This window comes from Kitasatospora sp. NPDC015121, assembly GCF_055562955.1.
The window spans coordinates 249847-268216 of record NZ_JBVHEH010000005.1 but is presented as its reverse complement, the minus strand read 5'-3'; the positions used below and the strand labels follow the sequence as shown (position 1 = coordinate 268216).

The window sequence follows — 18370 nt, the reverse complement described above, 5'->3', positions numbered from 1 at the left end:
TGCGCGCCGGACGACGGCGCGGGCAGCGCCAGGCGTTCACGCCCTGCTCCGTCGCGGGGACGCGCCGACCGCCCCCGGCCTGCGGTTTTTTATTCGGAGCGCCGGAATCGCGGCGGTGGTTAGACTCCGAACTCCTTCACCCGCGGGCCGAGAGGACGGTGTCCCCCATGCGCTGGTCGCAGCTGTACGTACCCACCCTGCGGGAGGACCCGGCCGACGCCGACGCGGCCAGCCACCGGCTGCTGGTCCGGGCCGGCTACGTGCGGCAGTTGGCCGCGGGGCACTACTCGCTGCTGCCGCTGGCGGCCCGGGTGCGGGCCCGGATCGTCGCGGTGGTCCGCGAGGAGCTGGAGCGGATCGGCGCCCAGGAGTTCCTGCTGCCCGCGCTGCACCCCGCGGAGCTGTGGCGGCGCACCGGGCGCTGGGAGTCGATGGGCGAGGAGATGTTCCGCCTGACCGACCGCAAGGGCGCCGAGCAGGCCCTCGGGATGACGCACGAGGAGGTCTTCGCGCACCTCGCCGAGGAGCTCCGCTCGTACCGGCAACTGCCCCAGACCTGGTACCAGTTCCAGACCAAGTTCCGGGACGAGGCGCGCCCCCGCTCGGGTCTGCTGCGGGTGCGCGAGTTCACCATGAAGGACTCGTACAGCTTCGACCTCGACGAGGCCGGGATGGCCCGCTCCTTCGAGGCGCACCGGCTGGCGTACCTGCGGATCTTCGAGCGGCTCGGGCTGCCCGCGTTCGGGGTGCGGGCCTCCAGCGGGGCGATGGGCGGCAGCGGGTCGGTGGAGTTCATGAGCCCCTCCGCGGCCGGCGAGGACCTGGTGGTGCGCTGCCCGGGCTGCGACTACGCGGCGAACACCGAGAAGGCGCTCTCCGCGCTGCCCGCCGTCACCGACCCGGCCGACCCGGCCGACCCGGCCGACTCCGCCGCGCCCTCCGCTCCCGCGGAGTTCGCGACGCCCGGCGCGCGCACCATCGAGGAGCTGGCGGAGCGCCACGGCATCGCGCCGGAGCGGCAGGTGAAGACCCTGGTGCAGGTGGTCGACGGCACGCCGACGCTGGTACTGCTGCGCGGCGACCACGCCCTGGTCGAGCGGAAGCTGCTGGACGCGCTGGGCGCCTCGGCCGCCCGTCCCGCCACCGCCGAGGAGATCGCGGCGGCGCTCGGCACCTCGCCCGGCAGCCTCGGCCCGCTCGGCGCCCACGGCCTGCCCGTGGTCGCGGACGAGGCGCTGCGCGGGCGCACCGGCCTGACCTGCGGCGCCAACCGGGACGGCTTCCACCTGCGCGGCGTGTCGATCGGCCGGGACGTGCCGGTCACCCGCTGGGCGGACGTGCGCGAGGTCGCCGCCGGCGAGCCCTGCGTCGAGTGCGGCGCCGCGCTGGAGGTGCTGCGCACCATCGAGGTCGGCCACATCTTCCAGCTGGGGCGCCGCTACACCGAGGCGCTGGGCGTCGCGGTCGCCGGTCCGGACGGCGATCGGGTGGTGCCGCTGATGGGCAGTTACGGCATCGGCGTGGAGCGGCTGCTGGCCGCCCTGGTGGAGGCGCACCACGACGAGCGGGGCATCCGCTGGCCCGCCGCCGTCGCCCCGTTCGACCTGGTGCTGACGGTGCTGCCCGACCGGGGCGGCGCGGTCGCCGGGGCCGCCGAGCGGCTGTACGGGGAGCTGGGCGCGGCGGGCCTGCGGGTGCTGCTGGACGACCGGGACGAGCGTCCCGGGGTGAAGTTCGCCGACGCCGAACTGATCGGCGTGCCCTGGCGGCTGACCCTCGGTGCGCGCGGGCTGGCCGCCGGCACCGTCGAGCTGACCGCCCGGGCGGACGGCTCGGTCCGGGAGCTGGCGCCGGACGCGGCGGTGCGGGAGCTGCGCGGCTCGGCCGCCTGAACCGACCCGCCACCGGGCCGCTCTGCCGCCGCACCGCCGTGCCGCCGTGTGGATCGGCGGCGGATCCGGTGGAGGTTCCGTGTCGGACGGCGGGGCGGCGGGACCGCGCCCCCCGTCGGCCCTCCGGGGGTGTGTCCGTGCCTTAACAGCAGGTTGCGTGCCGTGACGTTCTCCCCCGCCGGGTGGCCCTAGCAGCCGGCCCGGCCCCGGCTCGACGCTTCGTCAGAAAAAGCCGGGAAGTCGAGCATTGCTCCCCCTTGCCCGACCGCTCCTGTGATAAACGGCCCGGTGGGAGGCGGTGCGCCGGCCGGAGCGGCCGCCCCGGCGGGTGCGCTGACGGATGATCAGCGCTCTGACCTGGGGTTCCAACTACCCCTGTCCACCCCGGAGGAGACGGATCTTCACGTCGATGTGGACGACCGTTCACCTGTTCGCCCGATGATACGATCATCCCGCTTGGGGGAGCGGCGGGTTCACCCTGCGATGACGGGGATTCAGCAGTCGGCCGCCAGTCGCCTGAAGAGAGTCTTATGACGAAATACACAGCGAACCCGTTGCTCTGGGTTCTCTTCCTCGTCCTGGCCGCCGCGGTCCTCGTCGTGGTCCGCCAGCGCAAGGCATCCGCGGCACTCCGCCAGGAGATCAGCGGGCTCCGGGAGCACTACACCGACCTGGAACACCACTATACGCAGTCGGTCGCCTCCGCTCAGGAACAAGCTGACGAAGCGACCAAAACGGTATTGAAGTCCGCCATGCGGACGCTCCAGGGCCTCGCGGCGGAACAGCAGTTGATCCTCTCCCGCCTGCAGGACAAGTACGGCGAGTCGGTGATCCTGCAGGACCTGCTGGAGGTCGACCACACGAACTCCCAGTTCGGCCGCCGCGCCCAGTCCATCGCCGTCCTGTGCGGCGGCTGGCTCGGCCGCCACCGGGACGTCGCCTCGGTGTACGACGTGGTGCGCTCCGCGCAGGGCCGCATCCGCCACTACCGCCGGGTGGAGATCCTCTCCCAGGTGGACTTCGGCGTCTCCAGCCGCGCGGTGGAGCCGGTCGCCCTGGCGCTGGCCGAGCTGCTCGACAACGCGACCTCGTACTCCAGCCCCGACACCGTGGTGGAGATCAACATCCGCACCGTGCCCAAGGGCGTGGTGATCGTGGTGGACGACGCCGGCGTCGGCATGAACGACGAGGAGCGGGCCCGCGCCGAGCGGCTGCTCACCACCGAGCGGGTCACCGGCGTCGGCGGCCTCGGCAACCCGCCGCAGTTCGGCCTCGCCGTGATCGGCGTGCTCGCCGAGCGCTTCGGCTTCGAGGTGTCGGTGGACTCCTCCTCCCCGTACGGCGGCGTGCGCTCCGTGCTGCTGCTGCCGCACGAGCTGCTGACCGGCATGCCCGAGCGGCGCTCCCAGCCGCCCGCGCAGCAGGTCGACCGGCCGCAGGCGCAGGCCCCCGCGGTGGCGCCCCGCCCGGCGGCGCAGCCGGTCCAGCCCGCCGCGGCGGTCCCCCCTCCCCAGCCGGTCGAGTCGTACGGCTCCACCGAGGACGGGCTGCCGATCCGGCGCCGCAAGCGACCGATGGCGATCGTCCCGGCGACCGAGACCGACCCCTACGGCGCGCCCGCGGCGCCCGTCGCCGGCGCGTCCCGCTCCGGGGCGCAGACCGCGGCGATGCTGGGGGCTTTCCAGCGCGGCACCAGGTCGGGTCGCGCGACCCAGCACGACGACGCGCACCAGACGACCAGCACCCGCGGTACAAGCAGTGAAGGGCATGAGTTCTCGTGAACGACGATCTGTCTTGGATGCTCGACAGCGCGCTGGAGATCCCGGGGGCCCTGCACGCGGTCCTGATCTCCGCCGACGGCCTGCTGATGGCCCGCACCAGGGACATCGACAAGGACAACGCGGACCGGGTGGCCGCCGCGATGAGCGGCGTCCAGTCGCTCAGCCGCTCGCTCGGCTTCTTCTGCGACAACCCGACGCAGCGCTGGCAGCAGACCCTGGTGGAGTTCGACGGCGGCTGGGTGTTCCTGATCTCCGCCGGTGACGGCGCCTACCTGGGCGTCTCCGCGCTGCCGGACGTCGACATGCAGGACATCACCTTCCGGATGCAGCAACTCGTGGGTCAGCTCGGCAAGTTCCTCGCCGCGCCACCGCGCGAGGACCTCGGGGTCCGCCGGTGAGGGCCGAGGGGGAGGACTTCGAGTTCGAACCCGTGGACTTAGTCCGCGCCTACATCATCACCAAGGGCCGCGAGCTGCCGGACGAACAGCAGCTGTCGCTGATCACCCTGGTCACCGCCACTCCCGAGGAGGGCCGCCGCCCCGGCCGGCTCACCCCGGAGGAGCAGCGCCTGCTGGACATCTGTTCGGCCGGCTACCTGTCGGTCGCCGAAGTGGCCGGCCACACCCGGCTCCCGCTGGGGGTGGTCCGCATCGTCCTGGCCGCGCTCACCGAGAGCGGCCACCTGATGACCCGTCCGCCGGTCCCGAGGGCCCGGACCGCCGACAAGGACCTTCTGGAGGAGGTGCTCAATGGGCTCCACCGCAAGTTCGGGTGAACGGCGCGGGCTGACCACCGACGACTACGTCGCCGGCGGCGCGACCCAGACCGCCGTGAAGATCCTCGTCGTCGGGCACTTCGCCGTCGGCAAGACCACCTTCATCGGCTCGATCTCCGAGATCGAACCGCTGTCGACCGAAGAGACCATGACCCAGGCGGCCGAGGCCGTCGACGACCTCAAGGGCGTCCGCGGCAAGACCACCACCACGGTCGCCCTGGACTTCGGCCGCCTCACCCTCAGCGAACGCGTGGTGCTGTACCTGTTCGGCACCCCCGGGCAGACCCGCTTCGTCCAGATGTGGGAGGACATGGCCCGCGGCGCCCTCGGCGCGCTGATCCTGGTCGACCCCGAACGGCTCGCCGACTCCTTCCCCGTCATCGACCTGATCGAGCAGTACGGGCTGGACTACGCCATCGCCGTCAACCACTTCGACGGCAACCCGGAGCGCGCCGAACGGGCGCTGCGGGAGGCCCTCGACCTGCTCGACGAAACCCCGGTCGTCACCTGCGACGCGCGCAACGAGAAGTCGTCGGCCGCCGCACTCACCACTCTCGTCCGCTATTTGCTGGACCGCGCCAGCTAGGAGCAACACGCAGCCATGGACACTCACTCCTCCGCCCCGGTGCCCCCGCCCGGGTGCCCGGCCCACGGCGGCCGAGTGCCGCTGTACGGGCCCGAGTTCGCCGCCGACCCGCAGTCGTACTACGACTACCTGCGGCACTACGGTCCGACCGCTCCGGTCGAGATCGCCCCCGGGGTGGAGGCCACCCTGGTGACCGAGTACTCGGCCGCCCTGCAGCTGCTGCAGGACCCGTCCTCCTACCGCCGGGACTCCCGGCGCTGGCGGGACCTCAACGAGGGCCGGGTCCCGATGGACAGCCCGGTCCTGCCGCTGCTGATCTACCGTCCGAACACCCTGTTCACCGACGGCGCCGAGCACCTGCGGCTGCGCCAGACCATCACCGACTGCCTGGCCCGGGTCGACCAGCGCCGGCTGGCCCGCAGCACCCGGCAGGCCTCCGACTTCCTGATCGCCCAGTTCGGCTACCGGGGCTCGGCCGACCTGCTGACCTCCTACGCCAAGCAGCTGCCGCTGTTCGTCTTCAACGAGCTCTTCGGCTGCCCCGCCGACATCGGCGACCGGGTGATGTTCGGCATCGCCGGCATGTTCGACGGCATCAACGCCGAGAAGGCCGCCCAGGTGATGTTCGGCGCGATCGGCGAGCTGATCGCGCTCAAGCGCAGCCGCCCGGGCGAGGACGTCACCTCCTGGCTGCTGCAGCACCACGCCAACCTCACCGACGAGGAGATGACGTACCAGCTGGCCGTGCTGCTGGGCGCCGGCGCCGAGCCGCTGGGCAACCTGATCGGCAACACCCTGCACCGGCTGCTCACCCACGACACCTACGCGCACCAGGGCGGCCTGATCGACGAGGCGATCGACGACACCCTGTGGGAGAACCCGCCGATCACCAACCTCGGCCCGCACTACCCCGCGACCGACGGGGAGCTCGCCGGCCAGAAGGTCCACGCCGGCGACCTCCTGATGGTCAGTTACGCGGCCGCCAACAGCAGCCCGATCCTGGCCGCCGAGCGGCGCGCCAGCAGCCGTGCCCACCTGGCCTGGAGCGCCGGACCGCACGCCTGCCCGGCCAAGGACCCGGCCCGGCAGATCGCCATGACCGCGCTGGAGAACCTGTTCAACCAGCTGCCGGACATCGAACTGGCCGTCCCCGAGGAGACGTTGAGCTGGCGACCCGGCCCGTTCAACCGCGCCCTGGTCTCGCTGCCCACCCGGTTCACCCCGGACGAGACGGTGCGGCGCCCGCAGGCCGCCGAGACCGCCGCCAAGCCGGCCCAGGCCGCCCAGAAGCCCGAGAAGATAGGGCGGTGGAGCCAGTTCCTCAACTGGCTCGCCAAGTGACTTAAGCAACATTTATGTGTTCATGATTACGGCTTGGACCCTCAAAAACCCGGGTAATCAGCGCAAATGCCGACGCCATATGCCATGGCGCCGATGATCCCGGAGAACAGGAGGGTGTCATGGACCACATATCCAAGGACGCCGCCGAGACTCGCAGCCCACTCATTCCCGGGCCGACCGTCCCCGGTCGGCGTCCAGACGACACCGACGTCCCCCGGCCCCTCGGCCGGGGGACGTCGGTGTTGCCACCCAGACCCGCCGGACGCACCGTCGGCGGCCACACGGCACGTCAACTGCTCGCCCTGTCCGAGCTGGTGGGTCTGGACGGGGGCGACTCGGCGAGTTACGCCCGCGCCCTGACCGACGCGCTCGGGCCGGTGGTGCACCGACCGCTCGACCTGCCGCCCGCCGTGCCGACCTTCCTCTCCGACGACCACAGCCCGGTCGAGTTCTCGCTCTCCATGTCCCCCGGCGCCGCCCCCGCGCTGCGGGTCCTGCTCGAACCGGCCAGCGGCTTCGGCACCCTCGCCGAGAGCGGCCGGCTCGGCCTGCGCGCCCTGCACGCGCTCGCCCGGCGCTGGGACGTCGCCACCGACCAACTCGACCTGGTCCGCGACCTCTTCCTCCCCGACGACCCGCACGGCAGCTTCGCCCTCTGGATCGCCCTGGAACTCACCCCCGGCGGCGCCCCCCGGATGAAGGTCTACCTCAACGCCGCCGCCGCCGGCCCCGACCGGGCCGAGGCCACCGTCCGCGAGGCACTGCGCCGGCTCGGCCACCACCGGGCGTACGACAGCCTCCCGCCCGCCGACCGGCTGGTCTTCCTCGCCCTCGACCTCGGCGCCTGGGACACCCCCCGGCTGAAGGTCTACACCGCCCACCACGGGCTGCGGGCCTCCACCGTCGGCACCCTCAACCGGATGGCCGACGGCCCCCCGCCCGCCGAGACCGAGGCCTTCCTGCACACCGCCGCCGGACTGCCCGCCGGCCAGGACGGCGTCTTCGACCGCCGCCCCGTCCTCAGCTGCCACTCCTTCACCGACCCGGCGGCCGAACGCCCCAGCGGCTTCACCCTGCACGTCCCGGTCCGCGACTACGCCCGCGACGACCGCGAAGTGCTCGGCCGCGCCGAGACCCTGCTGACCCGGTACGGGATCGCCCCCGATGTCCTCGGCGACGCCCTCGGCGCCCTCACCCCGCGCCGGCCCGAGGACGGCGTCGGCCTGATCGCCTACCTGGCCCTGGTCCACCAGGAGGAACGCCTCCCCCGGCTGACCGCCTACCTCTCCTCGGAGGCCTACCGCGTCCGCGTGCCCAACCAACGACCGACCGGACCGCGCCCCGTCCGCTGAACGGCGCCACCCGATCCGTACGTTCCGTGCGCCCGGTACGCCCTGCACGTTCCGTACGCCCCACGTGCCGCATCCCCGGTCGGCCGCAGCTGCCGGCGGACACCCGTGAACCCCTGACTCACGAGCGTCCCCGGAACCCTCCGCTGCGGCCCCCCGGTTCCGCGTCCCCCTGCTCGCCCGCTGTCGCCGTCGCTGCCCGCCGTCGCGCTGCCCGCTGCCCGCTGCCCGCTAGAGCTCCGCCAGTCGGCGCTGGTAGGGCGTCACGTCCACGTGCACCGAGGCGCCCGCCGACAGGCCGTAGCGGCGCTCGATCCCGGCCAGGAACTCGTCGACCTCCTTGTGCATCACGTCGACGGCCGGCAGCACCGACTCGCCCTTGGCCAGCCGCACCACCCAGCGCGCCTGCGCCTCCACCAGCCGGGTGATCGACCCCACCGGACGGATCAGGCCCAGGAAGAACAGGCCCGGCCGGTCCGGGTCCACCATCCGCTGGTACAGCCGCACCGGCCCCCGCCCGCCCGCCGGGTGGTCCTCCGCCAGGAACGGCATCCGCCAGCCGAACCCGGTGCAGAACACGATGGCGTCCGCCTCCTCCGCGCTCCCGTCGGTGAACCGGACGGTCGACCCGGACAGCGACTCGATGCCCGGCCGCGGCCGGACCGCCCCCTGCCGGATCCGCGGCAGGATCTCGTCCGAGACCGTCACCGGCGACTGGAAGATCCGGTACGGCGGCTCCGGCAGGCCGTAGTCGGTCAGCGGGCCGCGCGCCACCCGCAGCGCCTCCTCGATGAACTCCTGCTGCTCCGCCAGCGACTTCTCGGTGAACCACGGCGCCACCGCGATCGCGTCCACCGAGACGCCGAACAGCTGCTTGGGCACCACGTGCTGGCCGTTGCGCACCGAGAGCACCGTGCGCTCCGCGTGCCGCGACACGTCCGACGCGATGTCCACCGCCGACGCCCCCAGACCCACCACGACCACCCGGCGCCCGGCGAACTCCGCGCCGTCCACGTAGTCCATCGAGTGCAGCACCCGGCCCGTGAACGACTCCGCGCCCGCCGGCAGCGGATCCGGCAACAGCGCCACGTCGTGGTGCCCCGCCGCCACCACCACCTGGTCGAAGGTCCGGACCGACTCCACCCCGTCCGCGTCCCGGCTCACCACCGTCCATATGCCGTCGCCGCCCTGACGCACCGACACCACCTCGGTGCGGAACTCGATGTGCGGCAGCAGGCCGGCCCACTCCGCGAACTCCCCGAGGTACACAGCCATGTCACGGTGGCTCGGGTACATCCCGTGCTCCTCGTCCATCGGGAACGCCTCGAAGCAGGTCAGCTCCCGCGCACTGTTCAGGTGCAGCGCCCGGTACGCCGGCCCCGGCTCCCCCGCCGCCGACCGACGCCAAATCCCGCCCACCCCGGGGGACTTCTCCAGACAGACGAAGTCCAGCCCGCCCTCGCGCAGCGCGTACGCCGCCGCCAGGCCCGACAGGCCCGCACCGATCACACAGACAGCCACCGCTTACCTCCACGTCTCGTCCGGATCCAACCGGCCTTTTCTCCAACGATCTTGACTCCCCCACACAAGCCCTCCTCACACCGGCCCCCGCGAGCGCACACCGATCACCTGCACATCCGACTGTCCGCTCTTGTGGCCAACAGGTCTCCGTACTGCCCGATTCACCGACTGTCCTTTTGCCAGCTGATCCGCTCGTCCGCCTGTCCGCCTGGCCGTCTGTACGGTTGTCTGGTTGGCCGTTTGGCCGTTTGGCCGTTTGGCTGCTCATGCGGCTGTATGGCCATGTGTTCATGCGGTCGCGTGTTCATGTGTTCGTGTGGCTGTTCGTTCATCGGGTTGTCTGGCGATCGGGGAGGCGGCATGGCGGAGCACGGGACGGTCGAACCGCCCGCCTTCGGACCGCTGCTGCGCGCGCTGCGCACCCGCGCCGGGAGCAGCCAGCAGGCCGTCGCCGCCCGCGCCGGGCTCAGCGCCCGGGCGCTGCGCGACCTCGAACACGGGCGGGTCCGGCGGCCCCGCGAGCGCACCGTCCAGCGGCTCGCCGACGCCCTCGGCCTGGACGCCGACGAAGCCGGCGCGCTGCGCGCCGCCGCCACCCGCGCCGAAGCCGACGGGCCGCCCGAGAGCGGGACCACCACCCTGCTGGTGCTCGGTCCGCTCGCCCTGCGCCGCGGCCGCGACACCGTCCCGGTCGGCAGCCCCACCCTGCGCCGCCTGCTCGGCCTGCTCGCCCTCGCCCACCCCGCCGCCGCCACCCGGCAGGAGATCACCGACACCCTGTGGCCGTCCGGGCCGCCCGACTCGCAGCAGAGCCTGATCCACACCTACGTCAGCCAACTGCGCCGCCTCCTCGACCCCGACGGCCCGGCCCCCGCCGTCGTCCGCACCCCCACCGGCTACCGGCTCGACCTGCCCCGCCACCGGATCGACCTCGGCCGCTTCGACGAACTGCTCACCCGGACCACCTCCCTGCGGCACGCCCCCGACCCGGACACCGCGCACCAGGACCTCACCCGCGCCCTGCGCTGGTGGCGCGGACCCGTCCTCGCCGACGCCGACGCCGTCCTGCGCCGCCACCCCGCCGCGGTCGCCGCCAACGAGCGGCGGATCCGCGCCGCCCTGCTGCACGCCGACACCGCGCTGCTGCTGCGCCGCCCCGAGCACGCCGTCCCGCTGCTGCGCGAACTCGCCCACGCCGAGCCCCTGCACGAGGGTCTGCACGCCCGGCTGGTCCTCGTCCTCGCCGCGAGCGGCCGCCAGGACGCCGCCCTCGACACCTACACCCGCCTGCGCGTCCGCCTCGACGAGGAACTCGGCGTCACCCCGGGCCCCGAGCTCCAGGACGCCCACCTCCGCGTCCTGCGCGGCCACCCGCCCACCACCACCGCACCGCCCCCGCCGCCCGCACCCTCACCCGTCCCCGCCCAACTCCCGCCCTCCCCTAGGCAGTTCGTCGGGCGCCTGCGCCAACTGCGCGCACTGGACGCCCTGCTCCCGGCCGACCCCGCCGGAGGGTCCCCGCTGGTCGCGGTGGTCGGACCGCCCGGTGTCGGCAAGAGCGCCCTCGTCGCGCACTGGGCGCACGGGCAGCGCGACCGCTTCACCGACGGGCAGCTGCACGCCGACCTGCGCGGCCACTCCGACCGGCCCCCGGCCCGCCCCGACACCGTCCTGGCCCGCTTCCTGCGCGCCCTCGGCGCCCCGCCCGACCGGCTGCCCGCCGACCTCGACGAGGCCGCCGCGCTCTACCGCACCCTGCTCGCCGGCCGCCGCCTGCTGATCGTCCTCGACGACGCCCGCGACGCCGCCCAGGTCCGCCCGCTGCTCCCCGGCGCGCCCGGCTGCGCCGTCCTGGTCACCGGCCGCGGCCGACTCACCGGTCTGCTGGCCAGCGACGGCGCCCGTCGTCTCACCCTCGACCCGCTCGACCCGGCGGAGGGCACCCTGCTGCTCGGCGCCGTCCTCGGCACCCGCCGGATCGCCGCCGAACCCGCCGCCGCCCGCCGCCTCGTCCACGCCTGCGGCGGCCTCCCGCTCGCCCTCCGGATCGCCGCCGCCGACCTGACGACCCGCGACACCACCCTCGCCGACTACGCCCCCGCCCGGCCCGACGCCGCCCTGCTCGCCCGCCTCGACCTCCCCGACGACCCGCAGGCCGGCCTCCGCGCCGCCTTCGACCGCTCCTACCGCGCCCTCCCCGCCCCCGCCCGCCACCTGTTCCGCCTCCTCGGCCGCGCCCCCGCCACCGGCCTCACCGCCGAAACCGCCGCCGCCCTCACCGCCACCACCCCCGCCGAGACCACCACCCTGCTCGCCCGCCTCACCGACGCCCACCTTCTCCGGGAGCAGCCCCCCGGCCACTACCGGCTGCCCGGCCTGCTCCACCCGTACGCCGCGGGGCTGCCGGCCGGGGAGAGCGCGGCCGTGACGGTTGAGGACGGTCGGCCGATTGGCGTCAATCAGTTGCCTGACGCCAAGCAGGCGAGCGACCTCGCTCGCGAACCCGATCACAGTCAACTGATTGACCTCGTTCGAACGACCGATCGCGAGGAGCTCCCCCTCCTCACCCCCGTCGCCGTCGCCACCGCCGCCGTCCGGGTCTGCGGCAGCGAACCGCCCGCCCCCGCCCGGCAGCCCGGCCCGCACCCCGACGACGTCACCGTCCTGGGCCTGATCTGCTGGAAGCTCGGCCGACTGCCCGAGGCCGCCGTCCACTTCACGCACGCCGCCCGGCTGCTCGGCGACGGCGGTTCCGGCAGCCGTCCCGGCGGCGGCCCCGACAGCCGTCCCGGCGGCGACTCCGGCGGCCCCGGTGGCCCCGGCGGCGGTCCCGACGAGGCGGTCGACCGGGAGGCGATCGCCCGGACCAACCTGGCCGTCGTCCAGCGGGCGCTGGGGCGGCCCGGGGAGGCGATCCGGCTGCTCGGCGAGACGCTGCCGGTGCACCGCCGGCACCGCAACCGGTTCAGCGAGGCGGTCGCCCTGACCTGCCTCTCCGCCGCCCACACCGACCTCGGCGACCACGCCACCGGGCAGCTGCTCGCCCACACCGCGCTCACCGCCGCCCGTGCCGTGCGCCACCGGGCCCTCCAGGCGAACGCCCAACTCGCCCTCGCGGCCGCCCTCTTCCACGCCCGGCGGACCGCCGAGGCGGCTGCGGCGCACCGCGAGGCGCTGGCCCTGGCCGAGGCGTCCGGCGACCGGCACCCGCAGGCCGCCGCCCTGGCCGGGCTGGCCGCCGCGCTGCTCGACACCGACCCGCGGGCCGCGCTGCGCGCCGCCGAACGGGCGCTGGCGCTCGCCCGCGAGGCCGAGTTCCGGGTGTTGGAGGGCGAGGCGCTCACCGTCCTCACCCGGATCCGGACCCGGCTCGGCGAGCCGCACACCGCACTGTCTCTCGGCCGCGACGCCCTCGCCCGGCAGCGCGAGACCGGCCACCGCCCCGGCGAGGCCCGGGCCCACCTCGCCCTGGCCCTGGCCGCCGCCGCCCTCGGCTCCGACGCCGAGGCCGTCCGGCACCGCCGGGAGGCCCTGCTGATCACCCGGGCCGCGGGCGGCAGCACCGCGTACTGACCCGGAAGTTCCGTCGGACTTCCCCTTCGCCCCGAAACCGCAGCTCAGCGCTGCCCCGAGGCCCGTCCCCGGCTCTGGTTCCGCTCCAGCCTGCCGTACAGCCCGGCTCCCTACGGTGGTCGCACCTCCCCGCACCGGACCCCGAGGTGACACCTTGAGCCGCTACGACCGACTCGCGTACACGCCCGCCGTCCGCCGCCTCCAGCAGGAGATGGGCAGCGCCACCGCGGCCGACCGCCGCCTGCGCGCGCCCGGCGGCGACCGGCCCGAACCGCTCACCGACACCGAGGCCGCCTTCGTCCGCGGCCTGGACGGCTTCCTGTTCGCGACGGTCAACGAGGGCGGCTGGCCGTACATCCAGTTCCGCGGCGGCCCGCCCGGCTTCGTGCACGTCCTGGACCCGCACACCCTCGGCTACCTCGACGTCCGCGGCAACCGGCAGTACCTGACCACCGGCAACCTGCGCGGCGGTGACGGCCGGGTCGCCCTGTTCTTCCTCGACCACGCCCGGCAGGCCCGCCTCAAGGTCTTCGGCCGCGCCACCGCCGTCCCCGCCGATCAGGACCCCGCCCTCGCCGAACGCCTCAGCACCCCGCGCACCGAGGGCCGGGTCGAGCAGCTGGTCACCGTCCGCGTCGAGGCGCACGCCTGGAACTGCCCTAACCACATCACCCCGCGCTTCACCGAGCGCGAACTCACCGACGCCCTGACCCCGGTCCGCGACCGCCTCGCCCGGCTGGAACGGGAGAACGCCCTGCTGCGCGCCGAACTCGCCGCCCGCACCGACCCCTCGAAGGACTGACCCCGCCGTGTCCGCCCACCTGACCGACCGGTCCGCGCCCGCGGCCGCCTCCTCCCGCTCCCCCGAACCCGCCATCTGGTCCCGCAACTTCCGCCGCTACTTCACCGCCCGCAGCGCCGGCCTGCTGAGTTGGGCGATGCTGCCGGTCGCCGTCTCGGCCGGGCTGCTCTCCGCCGGGCACGGCCTGGACACCGCGGGCTACGCGATGGCCTTCCTGGTCGCCCCGTTCGCCGGCCTGGTGCTGTTCGGCGGCGTCCTCGCCGACCGGTTCACCGCCCGCCGGATGATGATCGTCGCCGACCTGGCCAACCTCACCGCGCACGTCCTGCTCGCCGCCCTGTTCTGGCACGGCGTCGACCACCTCTGGCAGCTGTACGCCCTGCTCGCGGTGGCCGGTACCGCCAACGCCCTGTTCCAGCCGGGCGCCTCCTCGACCGTCCCGCTGATCGCCCGCGACGTCCAGGGCGCCAACGGCGTGCTGCGCACCTCCGAGGCGATCACCGGCCTCGGCGGCCCGGCGCTGGCCGGCGTCCTGGTCGGCTTCGGCTCCACCGGCTGGGTGATGGCCCTCTCCGCGCTCGCCTACGCCACCAGCGCCGCCTGCCTGTTCGCGCTCCGCCTCGGCCCCGTCCCCGCCCCGCCCGCCGGACACTCGCTCTGGCACAACCTGGCCGTCGGCTGGCACGAGTTCCGCTCCCGCAGCTGGTTGTGGAGCGTCATCCTGATCTGGATGGTGTACGCCGTCCTCGCCTGGGGCCCGCAACTCTCCCTCGCCGCGGGCATCATCGTCCCGACCCACGGCCCCACCGCGTTCGGCCTAGTCAACTGCGCCCTGGGCGCGGGCACCGTGGCCGGCGGCCTGCTCGCCATCCGCTACAAGCCCCGCCGTCCGCTCGCCGCCGGCGCGGTCGCCATGTTCGCGTACCCCCTCTACCCCCTCGCCATCCTGCTGCACGCCCCGGTCTGGCTGCTCGCCGCCGCCCAGGTGCTGGTCGGCACCGGCATCGGCGTCTGGGGTGTCATGTGGTCCACCGCCGTCCAGACCCAGGTCCCCGGCGAGGTCCTCAACCGCGTCCACGCCTACGAGGTGGCCGGCTCCGTCGGCCTCTACCCCCTCGGCTCCGCCCTCGCCGGCCCCGCCACCCAGGCCTTCGGCACCACCCAGGTCCTCGCCGCCGGCACCCTGGTGGCCCTCCTCACCCCCCTCGCCCTCCTCCTCACCCGCCCCGTCCGCACCCTCCCCCGCGTCCCCGACCGCCCGTCCGCGGGGTGAGCAGCCCCGGGCGGTCGGTCGGCGCCGCCGGGGACGGGGTGCCGGTGCGAGGCCGGTGGAGATCATCCGGCCGAGGACGTCGCCGCCCGTCCGCTCGGCGGACACACCGCACTGTCGTGCGGCCGGGCGCCCCCGACCGGGCGCCGAGGAGCAACTCGGCCCCGCCCGTTGGACGTCGGCGAGCCACCACTCTCCGGCCGTGCGGGGAGCGTGAGGTTCCCGCACCGAGTCCGGGCCCTGGGGCAGCCGGGGAGCCCGTGAGGGCAACGAAGAAGCCCCAGGTCGCTGACCTGGGGCTTTCTGCTGGAGCGGGTGACGAGAATCGAACTCGCGCTCTAAGCTTGGGAAGCTCATGTTCTACCATTAAACTACACCCGCAGCTGACGAACTGTCAGTGACGGCCCGATCAAGGACCACTGTACCCCATGGCCCGGGGTGGTGGTCGCAGGGTTTCCGGTGGCGGCGTGCCTGGGGGCGGGGTGTCCGGTAGATCCCCTAATGTGACGCTGTCGGCGGAAGTTCGGGAAGGGGACCGATGGATCAGCGCACCGTGGTTCGTTGTGCCGAGGGGCACGTGTTCAGTACGGCGGCGTTTCCGATGCAGCAGTTGCAGGCCGGGCGGTTGGGGCCGGGGCGGTTGTTGCGGTGTCCGCGGTGCGGGCGGTTGCGGAGTTCGGTGCCGGCGGACGTGTCGGAGCTGACGGCGGACGAACTGGCGCGCGGGTTGCGGTCGGTGGCGGTGGAGTCGCTGTCGTAGCCGGTGCCGGGCGTGGTCCACGGGGCGGGCGGCTTTTGGGCGTCCGCCCCGTGGCACGTACTCTCGGGGGCGTGCTGCTCTCCGACAACGACATCCGTGCCGAGATCGACAAGGGGCGGGTCGTGATCGACCCGTTCGAGCCGTCGATGGTCCAGCCGTCGAGTATCGACGTCCGACTGGACCGGTTCTTCCGGGTCTTCGAGAACCACCGCTACCCGCACATCGACCCCTCCGAGGAGCAGCCCGACCTGACCCGGCTGGTGGAGCCGGAGGGGGACGAGGCGTTCATCCTGCATCCGGGCGAGTTCGTGCTGGCGTCCACCTACGAGGTGATCACGCTGCCGGACGACGTGGCCTCGCGGCTGGAGGGCAAGTCGAGCCTGGGCCGGCTCGGGTTGCTGACGCACTCGACGGCCGGGTTCATCGACCCGGGGTTCAGCGGGCACGTGACGCTGGAGCTGTCGAACGTGGCGACGCTGCCGATCAAGCTGTACCCGGGGATGAAGATCGGGCAGCTGTGCCTGTTCCGGCTGTCCTCGCCGTCCGAGCACCCGTACGGCTCGGAGCGCTACGGTTCGCGCTACCAGGGCCAGCGCGGCCCGACGGCGTCCCGCTCGTTCCTGAACTTCCACCGCACCCAGGTCTGACACCGGCCGCGGGTGCGGACGAGGGCCGGTCCCGGCGTACGGGGCCGGCCCTCGGCGCGTGCGGAGGCGCGTACGGAGGAGCGTGCGCAGGGGCGTGCGGAGACGCCCGCGGCGGTGGGGGTCAGGCGCGGACGGGGGTGGTGACGGCGACGAGCTCGGTGCCGTCCGCGGTGAGGGTGAGGGCGGTGGTCAGGCCGGTGAGCTCGCCGAGGTGGTGCAGGTGGGTGCCGCCGCAGGCGATCGCGGCGGGGCCCTCGGGGAGGTCGGCGTGCCAGCGGCGGCGGGCGGTGAGCTCGGGGCCGGGGGTGTCGATGCCGACGGGGCACCCGGCGGCGACCCAGGCGGCGAGGCGGGCGTTGACGTCCGCGGTGAGGGCCGGGAGCGCGTCGGCCAGGGCGGGGAGGGTGTCGGTGGCCTCGACGGTGAAGCCCTTCTTCTTCAGCGACTTGCCGATCCGGTAGGTGTCGGTGCTGGCGGCGGTGTCCATCACCGAGCTGTCCATGGCGAGGCTGTCGAAGTCGGGGTGGCCGAGGGCGTCGGCGCGGCCCGGGTCCTTGCGCCAGCGGGGCGCGAGCGCGGCGTTCAGGGCGAGCGCGAGCAGGTGGCAGCCGGTGTGCGCGGCGGAGAGCCGGGCCCGGCGGTCGGCGTCGACGGCGAGTTCGGCGGTGCGTCCGACGGCCTCGGGCCCGAGCGCGCCGGCCGGCAGGACGTGCAGCACCAGCCAGGCCCAGTCCTCGTCGCCGCGCCGGACCGGGATGTCGGCGCCGGCCGCGAACTCGCCGTCGGGCCCGTGCGCGCCGGTCAGGCAGTCGACGACGGGGTGCGCGGTGCCGTCGACGGTGAGGGTGCCGTGGTCGGCGGGCTGGTCGGGCCAGGTGTGGTCGACGGGGTGGAACGGGGTCGCCGAGGTGACCACCGCGGTGCGGCCGTCGGGCAGCGTGCGCACCGCGAGGACCGGCGACCGACCGGTCACCGCCCCGGCCGGAAAGCTGACGTGGGTGGTGGGCAGGCTCATGCGCGGGCTCCGGACGACGAGGGTGTGAGGGTGGGCCGAACACCCCACCCTACAAACCCGTCCCGGCCCACCGGTTCCGCCCTGGACGCCTGCGGCGGACGCCCGCGGCGGTCAGCCCAGGACGGGCAGCTTGATCAGCACCAGCAGCGCCAGCAGCTGCACCGCCGCCGCGCCGGCCGCCTTGCCCCAGGGCAGGTCGTGGATCCGGCGCACCATGGTGGTCAGCAGCACCGCGCAGCCCACCCAGGTCGCCCAGCCGACCACCTGCACGACGGGGTTGGCGACCGGCAGGAAGAGTGCGAGCAGCAGCCTCGGCGCGTCGGTGGTCCAGCTGATCAGCGCGGCCAGGCCGACGGTGGACTGCCAGGGGCCGTCGCCGCCGGACTGCCGGGCCAGCGCGTAGGTGACCGCGGAGAGCACCGCGCCGGCCAGCGTGAAGCCGACCGCGGCGCCGCCGATCGCCCAGAGCGCGACCGCGAAGGTGGAGTTCACCACCTGGTCGTAGGTGGAGTCGAGGGCGAACACCGCCAGCACGCCGTACAGCAGCGACACGCACAGCGCGGGCAGCCAGACCTGGTGGTCGCGCATCCGGTCGAAGGTGGCGCCGGGGCTGCGGTACATCCCCACCAGCAGCTGCCGCCAGGGCAGCCGGGGCCCGCCGGCGTGCGGCGCGGCCTGGCCGCCGGCCCGGTAGACGGCCACTTTGTCGGCGGGGGCCCCGGGCGGGTAGCCGTCCGGGTGGTAGCCCTGCTCGTACCCGCCGCCCGGGTACCCGTCGTCCGGGTACCCGCCCTCGTACCCGGCGCCGCCCTCGTAGCCGCCGCCCTCGTAGCCGTACGGGGCGTGCCCGTACTGCTCGCCGGCCGCGAAGGCCCTGGTGTGGCCGGGCTGGTCGCCGGGGCCGGGCGGTGCGGGGTGCGGGGCGGTGAAGTACTCGGGGGCGCCGGTGGGCGGCCCGGGGTAGGGGTCGCCCGGGTACGGGTCGCCCTGGGGCGCGGACCAGTGCTGCCGGGGGTCGGCGCCGGGTCCGTCGTCGTGTCGATTGCCAGCCACGACTC

At 74.3% G+C, this 18370-nt stretch carries 15 protein-coding genes and 1 tRNA gene; 12 read left to right on the top strand and 4 right to left on the bottom strand.

Going from position 1 to position 18370, the window contains the following annotated elements; genetic code table 11:
• Positions 1 to 167: 167 nt before the first annotated feature.
• The 7 genes from ACZ3J7_RS09280 to ACZ3J7_RS09250 all read left to right on the top strand — a co-directional run bounded on the left by ACZ3J7_RS09280 (position 168) and on the right by ACZ3J7_RS09250 (position 7727).
• Positions 168 to 1892, top strand: a complete 1725-nt coding sequence (locus tag ACZ3J7_RS09280; protein ID WP_465618449.1) for a proline--tRNA ligase — start codon at positions 168 to 170, stop codon at positions 1890 to 1892.
• Between the two features lie 530 nt (positions 1893 to 2422).
• Entirely contained in the window at positions 2423 to 3673 is a 1251-nt protein-coding gene (locus tag ACZ3J7_RS09275) for a sensor histidine kinase (protein ID WP_465618447.1), read from the top strand.
• On the top strand, positions 3670 to 4071 hold the full coding sequence (locus tag ACZ3J7_RS09270; protein ID WP_030457517.1) for a roadblock/LC7 domain-containing protein: 402 nt from the start codon (positions 3670 to 3672) through the stop codon (positions 4069 to 4071). Before ACZ3J7_RS09275 ends, ACZ3J7_RS09270 begins: the two co-directional genes overlap by 4 nt.
• Complete coding sequence (locus tag ACZ3J7_RS09265) at positions 4068 to 4448, top strand: DUF742 domain-containing protein (RefSeq protein WP_465618445.1); 381 nt, start codon at positions 4068 to 4070, stop codon at positions 4446 to 4448. Before ACZ3J7_RS09270 ends, ACZ3J7_RS09265 begins: the two co-directional genes overlap by 4 nt.
• Complete coding sequence (locus ACZ3J7_RS09260) at positions 4423 to 5034, top strand: GTP-binding protein (RefSeq protein ID WP_465618443.1); 612 nt, start codon at positions 4423 to 4425, stop codon at positions 5032 to 5034. Before ACZ3J7_RS09265 ends, ACZ3J7_RS09260 begins: the two co-directional genes overlap by 26 nt.
• A gap of 15 nt (positions 5035 to 5049) precedes the next feature.
• Positions 5050 to 6375: a cytochrome P450 gene (locus ACZ3J7_RS09255; RefSeq protein WP_465618441.1), complete on the top strand. Its 1326-nt coding sequence runs from the start codon at positions 5050 to 5052 to the stop codon at positions 6373 to 6375.
• Positions 6376 to 6494: 119 nt separating this feature from the next.
• Positions 6495 to 7727, top strand: coding sequence for a tryptophan dimethylallyltransferase family protein (locus ACZ3J7_RS09250; RefSeq protein ID WP_465618439.1), 1233 nt, complete (start codon positions 6495 to 6497; stop codon positions 7725 to 7727).
• Positions 7728 to 7955: 228 nt separating this feature from the next.
• On the opposite strand, the gene ACZ3J7_RS09245 is transcribed toward ACZ3J7_RS09250, so the two are convergent.
• Positions 7956 to 9245 carry a flavin-containing monooxygenase gene (locus ACZ3J7_RS09245; RefSeq protein ID WP_465618437.1) on the bottom strand — a complete coding sequence of 430 codons (1290 nt, stop codon included), beginning with the start codon at positions 9243 to 9245 and terminating at the stop codon, positions 7956 to 7958.
• A gap of 360 nt (positions 9246 to 9605) precedes the next feature.
• Between ACZ3J7_RS09245 and ACZ3J7_RS09240 the strand changes: the two genes are divergently transcribed.
• From ACZ3J7_RS09240 to ACZ3J7_RS09230, 3 genes are all read left to right on the top strand, one after another.
• Positions 9606 to 12818, top strand: coding sequence for a BTAD domain-containing putative transcriptional regulator (locus ACZ3J7_RS09240; protein WP_465618435.1), 3213 nt, complete (start codon positions 9606 to 9608; stop codon positions 12816 to 12818).
• 154 nt (positions 12819 to 12972) lie between these two features.
• A complete protein-coding gene (locus ACZ3J7_RS09235; protein WP_465618433.1) occupies positions 12973 to 13620 on the top strand; it encodes a pyridoxamine 5'-phosphate oxidase family protein in 648 nt (215 codons plus the stop codon).
• Positions 13621 to 13627: 7 nt separating this feature from the next.
• A complete protein-coding gene (locus ACZ3J7_RS09230; protein WP_465618431.1) occupies positions 13628 to 14893 on the top strand; it encodes an MFS transporter in 1266 nt (421 codons plus the stop codon).
• Positions 14894 to 15197: 304 nt separating this feature from the next.
• On the opposite strand, the gene ACZ3J7_RS09225 is transcribed toward ACZ3J7_RS09230, so the two are convergent.
• Positions 15198 to 15271: transfer RNA gene (locus ACZ3J7_RS09225), tRNA-Gly, on the bottom strand.
• 157 nt (positions 15272 to 15428) lie between these two features.
• On the opposite strand from ACZ3J7_RS09225, the gene ACZ3J7_RS09220 reads away from it, so the two are divergent.
• Both ACZ3J7_RS09220 and dcd read left to right on the top strand, forming a co-directional pair.
• Entirely contained in the window at positions 15429 to 15650 is a 222-nt protein-coding gene (locus ACZ3J7_RS09220) for a hypothetical protein (protein ID WP_465618429.1), read from the top strand.
• Between the two features lie 71 nt (positions 15651 to 15721).
• Positions 15722 to 16297, top strand: coding sequence for a dCTP deaminase (gene dcd / locus ACZ3J7_RS09215; RefSeq protein ID WP_465618427.1), 576 nt, complete (start codon positions 15722 to 15724; stop codon positions 16295 to 16297).
• 121 nt (positions 16298 to 16418) lie between these two features.
• On the opposite strand, the gene ACZ3J7_RS09210 is transcribed toward dcd, so the two are convergent.
• The gene (locus ACZ3J7_RS09210; RefSeq protein ID WP_465618425.1) at positions 16419 to 17312 is read right to left on the bottom strand and encodes an alanyl-tRNA editing protein; all 894 of its coding nucleotides are present in this window, start codon (positions 17310 to 17312) and stop codon (positions 16419 to 16421) included.
• Positions 17313 to 17423: 111 nt separating this feature from the next.
• Positions 17424 to 18365 carry a Yip1 family protein gene (locus ACZ3J7_RS09205; protein ID WP_465618423.1) on the bottom strand — a complete coding sequence of 314 codons (942 nt, stop codon included), beginning with the start codon at positions 18363 to 18365 and terminating at the stop codon, positions 17424 to 17426.
• Between the last annotated feature and the right edge of the window lie 5 nt (positions 18366 to 18370).